This window comes from Sphingomonas sanxanigenens DSM 19645 = NX02, assembly GCF_000512205.2.
In the GTDB taxonomy this organism is placed as follows: Bacteria; Pseudomonadota; Alphaproteobacteria; order Sphingomonadales; family Sphingomonadaceae; genus Sphingomonas_D; species Sphingomonas_D sanxanigenens.
Genome location: NZ_CP006644.1, coordinates 2,465,513 through 2,477,670 on the forward strand (window position 1 = coordinate 2,465,513; position 12,158 = coordinate 2,477,670).

The 12,158-nt window shown below is 64.1% G+C and carries 8 protein-coding genes and 3 pseudogenes; 5 read left to right on the forward strand and 6 right to left on the reverse strand.

What is annotated here, in order from left to right; genetic code table 11:
• Position 1: 1 nt before the first annotated feature.
• The 4 genes from NX02_RS11330 to NX02_RS11345 are packed head-to-tail and all read left to right on the forward strand — an operon-like array spanning position 2 to position 6,224.
• Positions 2-2,299: a 3-hydroxyacyl-CoA dehydrogenase/enoyl-CoA hydratase family protein gene (locus NX02_RS11330; protein ID WP_025292311.1), complete on the forward strand. Its 2,298-nt coding sequence runs from the start codon at positions 2-4 to the stop codon at positions 2,297-2,299.
• Between the two features lie 21 nt (positions 2,300-2,320).
• Positions 2,321-4,081, forward strand: coding sequence for an acyl-CoA dehydrogenase C-terminal domain-containing protein (locus tag NX02_RS11335; protein WP_025292312.1), 1,761 nt, complete (start codon positions 2,321-2,323; stop codon positions 4,079-4,081).
• A gap of 27 nt (positions 4,082-4,108) precedes the next feature.
• Positions 4,109-5,758: a long-chain-fatty-acid--CoA ligase gene (locus tag NX02_RS11340; RefSeq protein WP_025292313.1), complete on the forward strand. Its 1,650-nt coding sequence runs from the start codon at positions 4,109-4,111 to the stop codon at positions 5,756-5,758.
• A gap of 7 nt (positions 5,759-5,765) precedes the next feature.
• On the forward strand, positions 5,766-6,224 hold the full coding sequence (locus NX02_RS11345) for a MaoC family dehydratase (RefSeq protein WP_025292314.1): 459 nt from the start codon (positions 5,766-5,768) through the stop codon (positions 6,222-6,224).
• A 147-nt stretch (positions 6,225-6,371) separates the two neighbouring features.
• Here the strand turns inward: NX02_RS11345 and NX02_RS11350 are convergent.
• Positions 6,372-6,542, reverse strand: a pseudogene (locus NX02_RS11350) (IS630 family transposase); the annotation flags it as partial.
• Positions 6,543-6,609: 67 nt separating this feature from the next.
• Here NX02_RS11350 and NX02_RS11355 point away from each other — a divergent pair.
• Positions 6,610-6,864, forward strand: a pseudogene (locus NX02_RS11355) (IS110 family transposase); the annotation flags it as partial.
• Positions 6,865-6,974: 110 nt separating this feature from the next.
• Here NX02_RS11355 and NX02_RS11360 read toward each other — a convergent pair.
• The 5 genes and pseudogenes from NX02_RS11360 to istA all read right to left on the reverse strand — a co-directional run bounded on the left by NX02_RS11360 (position 6,975) and on the right by istA (position 12,068).
• Positions 6,975-7,979: a tyrosine-type recombinase/integrase gene (locus NX02_RS11360; RefSeq protein WP_025292317.1), complete on the reverse strand. Its 1,005-nt coding sequence runs from the start codon at positions 7,977-7,979 to the stop codon at positions 6,975-6,977.
• Positions 7,976-9,343 carry a tyrosine-type recombinase/integrase gene (locus NX02_RS11365; RefSeq protein ID WP_425424037.1) on the reverse strand — a complete coding sequence of 456 codons (1,368 nt, stop codon included), beginning with the start codon at positions 9,341-9,343 and terminating at the stop codon, positions 7,976-7,978. Before NX02_RS11365 ends, NX02_RS11360 begins: the two co-directional genes overlap by 4 nt.
• Positions 9,340-9,582 (reverse strand): annotated as a pseudogene (locus NX02_RS31495) (tyrosine-type recombinase/integrase); the annotation flags it as partial. The gene NX02_RS11365 and the pseudogene NX02_RS31495, both read right to left, overlap by 4 nt.
• Positions 9,583-9,732: 150 nt before the next feature.
• Positions 9,733-10,584, reverse strand: coding sequence for an IS21-like element helper ATPase IstB (gene istB / locus NX02_RS11370; protein ID WP_425424012.1), 852 nt, complete (start codon positions 10,582-10,584; stop codon positions 9,733-9,735).
• Entirely contained in the window at positions 10,581-12,068 is a 1,488-nt protein-coding gene (gene istA / locus NX02_RS11375; RefSeq protein WP_039996352.1) for an IS21 family transposase, read from the reverse strand. The genes istB and istA overlap by 4 nt, the downstream gene beginning before the upstream one ends.
• Positions 12,069-12,158: the final 90 nt, after the last annotated feature.

The window sequence follows — 12,158 nt, forward strand, 5'->3', positions numbered from 1 at the left end:
GATGACGAAGATCACCAAGGCCGGCGTCATCGGCGCCGGTGTCATGGGTTCCGGCATCGCCGCCCATCTCGCCAATGCCGGCATCGAGGTCGTGCTGCTCGACATCGAAAAGAAATTCGCCGACGGCGGCGTCGCCCGCCAGCTGAAGGCGAACGGCTTCATGGACAAGAGCTTTGCCGGCCGCATCACCACCGGATCGACCGGCGACGATATGGGCCTGCTCGCCGACGCCGACTGGATCGTCGAGGCCGTCGCCGAACGGCTGGAGATCAAGCAGGCCCTCTACAAGGCGATCGACGCGGTGCGCAAACCCGGTTCGATCGTCTCCTCCAACACCTCGACCATCCCGCTCGCCGCGTTGACGGACGGCCTGCCGGAAAGCTTCGCCGCCGATTTCCTCATCACCCACTTCTTCAATCCGCCGCGCATCATGCGGCTTCTGGAACTTGTCTCCGGCCCGAAGACCCGGCCGGACGTGACCGCGAAAATCCATGACTTCGCCGATCGCGGCCTCGGCAAGACGGTCGTCGTCTGCAAGGACACGCCCGGCTTCATCGGCAACCGCATCGGCAATTGCTGGATGGTCGTCGCCCAGAACGAGGCGATCGCCATGGGCCTCGACGTCGAGGAAGCCGATGCCATCATCGGCAAGCCTTTCGGCATTCCCTCGACCGGAATCTTCGGCCTGCTCGATCTCGTCGGCATCGACCTGATGCCGACCATCCTGCGCAGCCTGCAGAACGCCCTGCCGAAGACCGACGCGATCCACGACTATGACGCCGAGCCGGCGCTGATCGCGAAAATGATCGCGGAAAACCGTCTCGGCCGAAAGAGCGGCGCCGGTTTCGTCCGTCTTTCGGCCGACCGCAAGACCCGCGACATCACCGACCTTAAGACCGGCGACTACCGGCCGATGAAGAAGGTCGCCTCCGAAAGCCTGGATGCCGCGAAGGGCGATGCGCGCGCCTTGATGGAACATCCCGGCCCCGGCGGATGCTACGCCTCCGTCGTCATGGAAAAATCGCTGGCCTATGCCGCCGCCCTCGTTCCGGAAATCGCCGATCGCCCCGACGCGGTGGATGACGCCATGCGCACCGGCTATGGCTGGAAGCAGGGACCGTTCGAACTGATCGACCGCCTCGGCGCCGGCTGGCTGGTGGACCGGCTCGAGGCGCGCGGTCTCACTGTTCCCGCCTATCTGGCGCTCGCCGCCGCAAAGGGCGGATTCTACAGCGTCGTCGATGGCAGGCGGAGCTGCCTGTTGCCCGATGGCGCCGTTCGCCCGGTCATGCGCGGCGAGGGCGTCATCACCATCGCCGACGTGAAGCTTTCGAGCAAGCCGGTGGTCGACTATGGCTGCGCCGCGCTCTGGGATCTCGGCGACGGTGTCGCCTGCCTCGAGTTCCGCACCAAGATGAACACCTTCTCCGAAGCCCTGCTCGACGCGATCGATGCGGCGCTCGGTGAGGTCGGCAGGAGCTTCAAGGCACTGGTGATCGGTTCGGATTCGCCCGTCTACAGCGCCGGCGCGGATCTCCGGGTCTTCCTCGAAACCGTCGAGACCGGCGGTTCCGAAGCACTCGGCAAGTTCATCGACAAGGGGCACCGGACCTTCATGGCTGTCAAATACGCGCCCTTCCCGGTCGTCGGCGCTCCCTCCGGGCTCGCCTTCGGCGGCGGCTGCGAGATCCTGCTCCATTGCGACGCGATCCAGGCCCATGCCGAACTCTCGATCGGCCTCGTCGAAACCCGCATCGGCGTCGTGCCGGGCTGGGGCGGCTGCAAGGAAATGCTGGTCCGCCAATATGGGCTCGCCGGCGGCACCAAGGGACCGGTCGCGCCCGCGATCGCCACCTTCAACCTCATCGCCCCGGCTCAGGTCTCCGGCAGCGCCTTCGAGGCCCGCGGCCTCGGCTTCCTCAGGGCGACCGATGGTGTCACGATGAACCGTGACCGCCTTCTGGCCGACGCCAAAGAGAAAGCCCTGTCGCTGGTGGACGGCTACGTCGCGCCGGAACCGCCGCAATTACCGCTGTCCGGTCCGTCCGGCGCCTCGGCAATGCGCAACATCGTCGAGAGCGAAGCGCTCGCGGGCCGCGCCACCGCCCACGACAAGGTCGTCGGCGCGGCGCTGATCGATGTCTTGAGCGGCGGACCGAACGCCGACCCGTTGAAGCCGACGACCGAGGACGAGATCATCGCCCTCGAACGCCGGGCCTTCATTGCCCTCTTCGAGACGCCGGAAACCGTGGACCGGGTGAAGCACATGCTCACCACCGGCAAACCGCTGCGCAACTGATCGCCAAGGAAGAACAACGACATGGCATCCTACAATCCCCCGATCGACGACATCGCCTTCCTGCTGAACGACGTGCTGGATTTCGACGGCCAGATGCAGACGCTGCCGGGCTACGAGGAAGTGAGCGCCGAACTCGCCGTCTCTGTGCTCGAGGAAGGCGGCAAGTTTTGCGCCGGCGTGCTGGAACCCTTGAACCGCCCGGCCGACGAAGAAGGCTGCAAGCTCGAAAACGGCCTCGTCTCCACCCCGAAGGGCATCGCAGACGCCTACAAGGCCTTTGTCGAGGCCGGTTGGGCCGGGCTGTCCGGCGCGCCGGAATTCGGCGGCCAGGGCCTGCCGCGCGCAACCCAGATCCTGCTCGACGAGATGCTGTCTTCCGCCAATCTCTCCTTCGGCCTTTTCCCGGGCCTGACGCGCGGCGCCGTCGAGGCGATCGAGCATCACGCCAGCGACGAGTTGAAGGCGAAATACCTGCCGAAGATGATTTCCGGCGAATGGACCGGGGCCATGGCGCTGACGGAATCTTCCGCCGGCACCGATCTCGGTCTGCTCACGGCCCGCGCCGAGCCCGTCGGCGACGGCTCCTACAAGATCAAGGGCACCAAGATCTTCATCTCTTCCGGCGACCAGGATTTCGGCGGCAACATCATCCATCTGGTGCTCGCCCGCCTGCCCGACGCACCGAAGGGCGTTAAGGGCATTAGCCTGTTCCTCTCGCCGAAATTCCTCGTCGAAGACGACGGTTCCCTCGGCGCCCGCAACGGCATGTCGGTCGGCTCGCTCGAGCACAAGATGGGCATCCATGCCCAACCGACCTGCGTCATGAACTATGACGGCGCTATCGGCTGGCTCGTCGGCGAACCGGGCCGCGGCCTGAATGCGATGTTCACGATGATGAATGCGGAACGCCTGTTCGTCGGCATTCAGGGTCTCGGCATCGCCGAAGCCGCCAATCAGAAGGCCGCCAGCTACGCCCGCGAACGCCTGCAGGGTCGTTCGCTCGACGGCAGCCGCGGACCCGTCCCGATCATCGAGCATCCCGACGTACGCAAGATGCTGCTGACCGGCCGTTCCTTCATCGACGCCGCCCGGGCGCTGGCGATCTGGACCGCCATGCAGATGGATATCGCCGCCCGCCATCCCGATCCCGCCGAACGCCGGCGCGCCGACGGTTTCGTCGCCCTGCTAACGCCGGTGGTCAAGGCAGCCTTCACCGATTTCGGCTTCGAGACCGCGGTGATTTCGCAACAGGTCTTCGGCGGCCACGGCTATATCCGCGAATGGGGCATGGAGCAGTTCGTGCGCGATGCCCGCATCACCCAGATCTACGAGGGCACCAACGGCGTCCAGGCCATGGATCTCGTCGGCCGCAAGCTGCCGATGGAAGGCGGGGAACTCGCCGGACGTTTCTTCGATCTGGTCAAGCAGGATCTGCAGGCGGCGTCACTCGTTCCCGCCACAGAGCGGATCGTCGCCGCCACCGCCTCGGCGCTCGACCGCCTCGAACGCACGACCGAGTTGCTGCTCGCCGGCAGCGGCGATCCGGCCGTGGCCGGCTCGGCCGCAACCGACTATCTTCGCCTCTTCGCGCTCACCGCCTTCGGCTGGATGTGGGCGAAGATGGCCGCCAGCGCCGCGGCGGCCGATACGCCGCCGAAGGTCCGCAAATGCGCCGTCGCCGATTTCTTCGCCGATCGCATGCTGCCGCAGACCCTCGGCCTCGAAACCGCGATCGCCAACGGAGCGACCTCGATCATTGCCCTGAACCAAGACCTTTTCTGATCCGTATACTCCAAGGGAGGAAGTAGCATGCTCGGAATGATGATGAACTCGCCGCTGCTGGTGTCGACCATCCTGCGCCACGCGGCGACCTATCACGGCACGACCGAAATCGTGTCGAAGACGGTCGAAGGACCGATCCACCGCTATACCTACGCCGATCTGTCGAAGCGCAGCCAGAAGCTCGCCAACGCGCTGAAGCGGCTCGGCCTCGAATTCGGCGACCGCGTCGGCACACTCGCCTGGAACGGCTACCGCCATCTGGAACTCTACTACGGCGTCTCCGGTTCGGGCCTCGTCTGCCACACGATCAATCCGCGGCTCTTCCGCGAGCAGATCGGCTACATCATCGAGCATGCGGGCGACAGCGTGATCTTCGCCGATCTCACCTTCCTGCCGATCCTGGAGGCACTCGCCGACCGGCTCTCCGGCATGAAGGCGATCGTGATGATGACCGACGAGGCGCACATGCCGAAGTCGGAAGCCCTGCCGAACCTTGCCTGCTACGAGACCCTGATCGCCGGTGAGTCCGACGAATACGACTGGCCGGTATTCGACGAGAACACCGCCTCCGGCCTGTGCTACACCTCCGCCACGACCGGGGACCCGAAGGGCGTTCTCTACAGCCATCGCTCCAGCGTGCTCCACGCAATGTCGAGTTCGATGCCGGATGTGCTCGGCCTGTCGGCCAACGACGTGCTCTCGCCGATCGTGCCGATGTTCCATGTCAATGCCTGGGGCGTCCCCTTCTCCGGCCCGATGGCCGGCGCCAAGCTCGTCATGCCCGGTCCGAACCTCGACGGCGCCAGCCTGCATGCCCTGTTCGAAGCCGAAGGCGTCACCTGCACCGCCGGCGTTCCGACCGTCTGGCTCGGCCTGCTCGACTGGATGGACGCCCACGGCCAGCGCTTCACCAGCCTGAAGCGGGTGGCGATCGGCGGCTCGGCCTCACCGCCGATCATGATCAGCCGCTTCCACAACATGGGCGTCAAGGTCCGCCATGCCTGGGGTATGACCGAGACCAGCCCGATCGGCCTCGCCGCCTGCCTGATGCCGAAGCATCAGTCGCTCACGCCCGAACAGAGGCTGATGCTCGAGGCCAAGCAGGGCCGCCCGGTCTACGGCATGGAGTTCCGCGTCGACGGCGCCGACGGCAAGCCGATCACCCGAGACGGCAAGGCCTTCGGTGCGATGATGGTGCGCGGTCCGTGGGTCGCCGCCGGCTACTACAACACTTCGGAAAGTGCCGCACACGAAGTTCCCGGCTGGTTCAACACCGGCGACGTCGTCACCATGGACGAGGACGGCTTCGTCCAGATCGTCGACCGCACCAAGGACGTCGTCAAATCCGGCGGCGAATGGATCAGTTCGATCGAACTGGAGAACATCGCTCAGGCCCATCCGGCGGTGAAGGAGGCGGCGGTCGTCGCCAAGCCCGATGCGCGCTGGGGCGAGCGCCCGGTCCTCGTCGTCGTCCTGAAGCCCGGCGAGAGCTTCGGCCGCCACGAGATGGTCGAGCACTATACCGGCAGGATCTCCAAATGGAGCATCCCCGACGACGTGATCATCGTCGACGAACTGCCGCACACGGCGACCGGCAAGCTCCTGAAAACCGCGATCCGCGATATCGTGCTCAAGGAATATGCCAGCGTCACCCCCGACGACAGCATCATCGGCTAGGCGCGCCATGACGAACGATGTTCAGAGCCTTTACCTCGAGGACATTGCGGTCGGCCAGACCTTCGAAAGCGCTCCGCATGTCCTGACGGTCGAGGAAATCAAGGATTTCGCGGGCCGCTACGACCCGCAATTCTTCCATCTCGACGACGAGGCGGCGCGGGAGAGCCTGTTCGGCGGCCTCGCCGCCAGCGGCTGGCACACCGCCGCGACGACGATGCGCCTGCTGGTCGAAAGTGTGCCCTTCTTCGGCGGGCTGATCGGCGCCGGCGGCGAGATCTCCTGGCCACGCGCGACGCGACCGGGAGACGCCATCCGTCTGCGCAGCGAGGTCACAGCGGTCACGCCATCCCGCTCGCGCCCTGAGCGCGGCATGGTCAACATGCGTTGCGAGACGGTCAATCAGCACGACGAGGTGGTGCAGGTCTTCACGCCGAAGATCGTCGCATGGCGGCGAACCCTGCTTTGACGGACTCCACCAAAATCTGGAAGACAGCTCAGCGTCTCAGGTCAGTCTCTATACGCGGCTGCCCGCTTCGTGCATGATCTCGGTCTTTGCACAGACCTTGAAGCTGCAATCAACCACCCGCCTTACAGGTGCTAGAGCCCGTCCACTTTAATCCGGGTCATAGCCGCAGGCAGCGAAGTAATTTTCGCATTCTTGGGCGGTGAAGATGTTGACGATTTCGCCAACCGTGTTCCATAGACCTTCTATGGAGCGCTCGGCCTTTGCCCTGAGCATTGCCTTCAGCTTGGCAAAGGCGTTCTCGATTGATGGGATGGATGGCTCCTGCTCCCGGCGTCGCATTGCGCCATAGTCGGGAAGTCATCATCCCGTATAAGAGGAGCCATCCATGTCCGAGCTTGCCACAGTCGGTATCGATCTCGCAAAGAGCGTCTTTCAGATCCATGGTGTAGACGAGAGTGGACAAGTTCTCGTGCGCCGCCAGCTTCGCCGCGGCCAATTGCTCGCGTTTTTCCAGAAGCGTCCACGATGCCTGATCGGCATGGAGGCTTGCGCAGGTTCTCATGACTGGGGCCGCAGGCTTCAGGAGATGGGGCATGACGTTCGGCTGATGCCGCCGTCCTATGTGAAGCCTTACGTGAAGTAATGGTCAGGTGAAGATTACTTTACTAATCATCAGGTGACCATAATGCGAAGGAACGCACGCGGGCCGCCCAGTTGTCGGCCGTTCGCGCAAAATTCCTTCGCATTATTTCAGAGCGTGTCCAGCCAGGCGAGCAGGCTCGTATCGCGTTTCCACGATGAAGAGTGCGCCGTCGCCACCGGCACAGCGACCTGTTCCAACGCCTTTCGCTTTGTGTCCAGATTGGCCTTCGCGTAGTGATTGGTGGTGTCGAGGCTCACATGCCCAAGCCAACTGCGGATGACCGTGATGTCTACGCCCGCCGATACAAGGTGGACGGCGGTGGCGTGACGGAAGCTGTGCGGCGTTACGTGCTTCGTTTGCAGCGGCGGCATGGTCGCAGCCGCCGCCTTCACATAGGCGGCAAGCTTGAACCGGACGCCCGAGGCGCTGAGCGGCTCTCCGTAGCGGTTGACGAACAGCCGCTGGTCTTGTGCCCGTGGCTGCCGCTCAAGCAGCTTTTTCAACAACATCACGGTTTCCGGCCAAAGCGGGCAGAGACGCTCTTTTCGCCCCTTGCCCGTAAGCCGAACGCAACTCGGGCTATCGAACCGGATTGCCTCAGGGCACATATCGAGTGCTTCCTGTATTCGCGCCCCGCTGTTGTAGAGGAACGAGAGCAACGCATGGTCGCGCATGCCTTCGAGGGTTGACTGGTCTGGCTGGGCAAGAATCGCTGCCACTTCCAGCGGATCCAGATAGCAAGGCTCAGATACCGGCGCCCGCTTGATCGGGATGTTGAGGATTTCCACGCACTGCGCGATTAAGGCAGGATCCTTGGTCGCCACAAAGTTGAAGAAGCTGCGGATCGCAGCAAGCCGGCAGTTGCGGGTGCCGATCGTGCCGCCACGGTCGTGCTCGGCGTGCCTCAGGAACGCCGCGACTTGCGCGGCGGTCAGATCGGCGAGCGAGATTATAGCAACTTTCTTTTTCGCGCGGTCAGCGACAAACCGGAGGAACAGTCGCCAGGTGTCGCGGTAGGAGCGGACGGTGTTGACGGACGCATTGCGTTGCTCGACAAGCCATTCGTAAAAGAACGCGCGCATCAGTTCCGGGAACGGATTGGCTTTGCTCATGACCGCACCTCCCGTTCGAGATTGAGGCATGGCGCGCCCACGGCCCTGAACCGTTCGTTTGCGAGATGCAGCAGATCCTGCGTGACGGTGATGTAGACCAGAGTGGAGTTGATATCCCGATGGCCGAGGTAGGTCGCGAGGAACGGCAGCCGCTCCTGCGGGTTGATCCCCAGACGGTACCATTCAAGGATACGGTTCACGACCATCGAGTGCCGAAGATCATGAACGCGAGGCCCGAACTGCCCTTGCAGTGGTTTCAATCCGGCGCGACGTACGACGTCTGTGAGCAACCAGGTGATCATTTCGGGCGTGTAGCGGGATCTGCCCTGGACGTGCCAGAACAGAGCAGAGTGCGGGTCCTGCGATGCGCCGACCTGACGCCGTGCAGCGATGTAGGCCCGGAGTTCCATCATCACACTGTCAGGAAGTGGCAGAATTCGGGTCTTGAAGAACTTGGTCTGCCGAACCGTGATGGTGCCGTCACCGGGATTAACGTCACCAAGATCCAGCCTGGCCAACTCTCCCCGCCGCAGACCCGCACAGTAGGCCAGCAACAGCATGGTGTAGATGCTCAACGGACGAAGTGTTGCCCGCGGAGAGGGATACGAACGGGCAATGTCGAGCATGCGCCGTACGTCGACAGGAGAGTAGATATGAGGCGTTCGCCACTGCTTGCGGACCTCTTTTTGGGGTCTCGGATCCGGTCGACGCCGAGGAGCTGACGGATCGCACCGCCGCTGGATTTTGGCAAAGAGGCGCTCAAGGTTTTCGCGCTCATATGCATGGTTACGCGTGCCTTTCGTCGCCGCCCATCGATCGATCATGACGCGCAGCGGCTCGGTTTCCAGTTGCGGGTTCAGTTGCAGGAACCGGTCGAACTGCAAAAGCCGCACCGGTTGCGAAGTATATTTGTATCCCCTACGGCGCATCATGGCGACATGCTCGGCCATAACCTCGCCCAGCACACTACCGAACGGTTTGGGCTGGCGCAGTGTGGCAAGAGCCTGTTCTGGATTACACGATATCAACGCGCGCCAGATCGGCATGCTCTGCTTTATATGACATGCCTGACGCAGACCTTCGACAGGGTTGTGATCAATCGCACCGGTTGCCACGAGGTGGTCGAGGAACCGATCGATGATGCGAGTGCGATGCAGGAGCGTAGATGTCGCCCAGCGAGACGCTAATTCCCGTAGCCAAGCTTGCAGCGCTTGTTGATCGAGCAACCCGTGCCGTTCAACGGCATCCTGGAAGCTATGCAGGACCTGTTGATAGCAGGTGCGGCTTTTGAGATCGCGCAGATCAAGGCTCGCGACATAGCTGCCAATGCGCGTGCGATCGGAATCAGGCCAACGGGAGATCATGCCAGCACCTCCGTTCCTGGCACATCAAGAGCGACGGCCCTCAGATCCTCGGTGGCAAGCTTGAGGTAGGGGTCTGTCGACCCGGTCGAGCGATGTCCTAACAGATCGCCAATTACCTTTTTCGGAACTGCCGCGCGCAGTAACTCGGTCGCACGAGCGTGACGGAAGATGTGGGGGCCGCACTTGCCCAAGGGATTGACGCCGGCATCCCGGAGCCTCCGCCGAACCAGGCTGTATAGCTTGTCGAGCTTGCGATAGGGTGTCAACGGCGGAGCAAAACCCGGCCAGCGGGGCGGAGTAAAAGCAGGCCAGCGGTCGAGGCGTGATGACGATATGGAAAGGGCCCCGATCGGGGCCCTTTCCATATCGTCGCGACCGTTTTCTCCCGGCTATGGCGACGGGATCTCGCCGGTGTTCGGGTCGGCCGACACGGTGGCCTGGTTTTGCTCCGCCCTTCTGGCTGATCGCCGGCCGGCGGACTGTTTGAGGCGGTAGCTGTCGCCGTTCATGGTGAGGATGGAGACGTGGTGGGTGAGCCGGTCGAGCAGCGCGCCGGTAAGCCGTTCTGAGGCGAGGACCTGGGTCCAGTCCTCGAACGGCAAGTTCGACGTGATGATGGTCGAGCCGCGCTCGTAGCGCTGCGACAGCACCTCGAAGAGAAGTTCGGCGCCAGTCGCCGACAGCGGCACATAGCCGAGCTCGTCGACGATGAGCAGCTTCACGGCCGCCAGTTCCCGCTGGAGCTTGAGCAGGCGCCGCTCGTCGCGCGCCTCCATCAGCTGGTTGACCAGCGAAGCGGCGGTCGCGAAGGCGACGGTGAATCCCTTCTGGCAAGCAGCCAGGCCGAGCGCGAGAGCGACGTGCGTCTTGCCCGTGCCGCTGTTGCCCAGCGCAATGACGTTCTCCCGCCGAAGGATATACTCCGAGCGAGCGAGCTCGAGCACCAGCATCTTGTTGAGGCTGGGGATGGCTGTGAAGTCGAAGGTGTCGAGACTCTTCACCGCCGGGAAGCGGGCGGCGCGGATCCGCCGCTCGACCGTGCGCCGCTCCCTGTCGATGAGCTCAAGCTCGATGAGGCGCAGCAGGTAGCGTGGGTGGTCGACACCGTCGCGAGCGCATTCGCGCGCGACCTTCTCATATTCGCGCAGCACGGTCGGCAGCTTGAGCTGCTTGAGGTGGTGGGCGAGCAGCACCTGGGGTGTCCCGCCGGTCGTGCCGGTCGGCATCTTGTCGCCGGTCATGCCGCCAGCACCCCATAGTCCGCCGCCCGTGTCGTCTTCACGTCCGTCCGGGGCAGGTGCGGATAGGCGGCCAGATCGAGACGGGGCGGTCGCCGTTCGATACGCGCCAGCGCGATGAGCTTCACCGCGTCGAAGCCGATGGCGCCGAGCTGCACGGCCTGCGTCACCGCGTCGGTGACGACGGCGAGCGGCAGGGCTTCGAGCAGCCGCAGCACCTGGATGAACTCGCGCTTCCCCTTGGTGCCCATACGAGCTTCCAGAAGGTGGCGCAGATGCTGGAAGATCTCGGGCAGATCCCAGCCCTGCAAGGCGGCCGCCTGGTCGAGCGCGCCGGGCTTCTGCTCGATGAGCGCGAGATAATGCAGCGGGTTGGCGACGAATGCGCCCTCGCCATAGCTGCGCGGATGCCGGGCGATCTCCTCGCCGGCGATGCTGATGACCACCTCGTCGACGAACCCCTTCACCAGGACGTCGCGGAAGCCATAGACGGTTGGCACCGAATAGTCGTTGGTCCGATAGCGCACCAGCGCGGTCGACGATACGCGCGCCGACCGCTTCTCGCACGGCTCCAACGGCACCGCCGGCAAGGCCCGGAAGGCCTGCCGGTCGGCGACGAGGCGCTCGGCGATGGTGTCGGCATGGCGCCCGGCATGCCCGTTCTGTCGAGCCAGGCAATCCTTCGCCAGGCGCTCGTTCAACTCGTCGAAGCTGCGCGCTACCGGAATGGGCACCATGAACATCGCGCGGGCGTGCTTCACCAGCGCTTCGACCTTCCCCTTGTCGTTGCCCTTGCCGGGACGACCGAAGCGGTCGGCAAACAAATAGTGGCTGACCAGCTCGGTGAAGGCCCGCGTGCGCTCGCGCTTGCCGTCGCCGCAGATCCTCGCCACCGCGATCTTCAGATTGTCGTAGAGGATGGACAGCGGCACGCCGCCGAAAAAGGCGAAGGCCGAAACATGACCGTCGAGGAACGCCTCGGTCGTCTCGCGCGGATAGGCCTTCACGAAACACGCATCTGAGTGCGGCAGGTCCATGCAGAAATAATGGACCTTCTGCCGCATGCCGCCGATCTCTGCCCACGCCTCGCCGAAGTCGACCTGGGCATGGCCCGGCGGGTGTGCCAGCGGCACGAACGTCTCGCGGCTGCGTGCGCGGCTCTGCCGGACATAGTCCTTCACCACCGTGTAGCCGCCGCCATAGCCATGCTCGTCGCGCAGCCGCTCGAAGATCCGCTTGGCGGTGTGCTGCTGCTTGGCCGGCGACAGGCGATCCTCGCGCAGGATAGCGTCGATGACCGGCAACAGCGGACCTAGCTTCGGCTTCTCCGGCGGCTTCGTGCGCCGGTAGCCCGGCGGCAGCGAGAACGCGCACATCTTCGCCACCGTGTCCCGGCTCAGACCGAACGCCTTCGCCGCCTCCCGGCGGCTGTGACCTTCCACGAACACAAAACGCCGAACGGCCGCGTAACTCTCCAAGGCAAACATCCCCGCCGCCCCAAAACGAGCAGCTTACCACTGGCAGGATTTCTCTCCGCCGCACCGGCACCTATGCCGGCGCTCCCGTGGCCGGGTTTG

What these genes read in the sequence shown, in the direction of transcription:
- NX02_RS11330 (WP_025292311.1), top strand. Translation starts at nt 2, where the DNA reads ATGACGAAGATCACCAAGGCCGGCGTCATCGGCGCCGGTGTCATGGGT.
- NX02_RS11335 (WP_025292312.1), top strand. Translation starts at nt 2,321, where the DNA reads ATGGCATCCTACAATCCCCCGATCGACGACATCGCCTTCCTGCTGAAC.
- NX02_RS11340 (WP_025292313.1), top strand. Translation starts at nt 4,109, where the DNA reads ATGCTCGGAATGATGATGAACTCGCCGCTGCTGGTGTCGACCATCCTG.
- NX02_RS11345 (WP_025292314.1), top strand. Translation starts at nt 5,766, where the DNA reads ATGACGAACGATGTTCAGAGCCTTTACCTCGAGGACATTGCGGTCGGC.
- NX02_RS11360 (WP_025292317.1), bottom strand. Translation starts at nt 7,979, where the DNA reads ATGAGCAAAGCCAATCCGTTCCCGGAACTGATGCGCGCGTTCTTTTAC.
- NX02_RS11365 (WP_425424037.1), bottom strand. Translation starts at nt 9,343, where the DNA reads ATGATCTCCCGTTGGCCTGATTCCGATCGCACGCGCATTGGCAGCTAT.
- istB (WP_425424012.1), bottom strand. Translation starts at nt 10,584, where the DNA reads ATGACCGGCGACAAGATGCCGACCGGCACGACCGGCGGGACACCCCAG.
- istA (WP_039996352.1), bottom strand. Translation starts at nt 12,068, where the DNA reads ATGTTTGCCTTGGAGAGTTACGCGGCCGTTCGGCGTTTTGTGTTCGTG.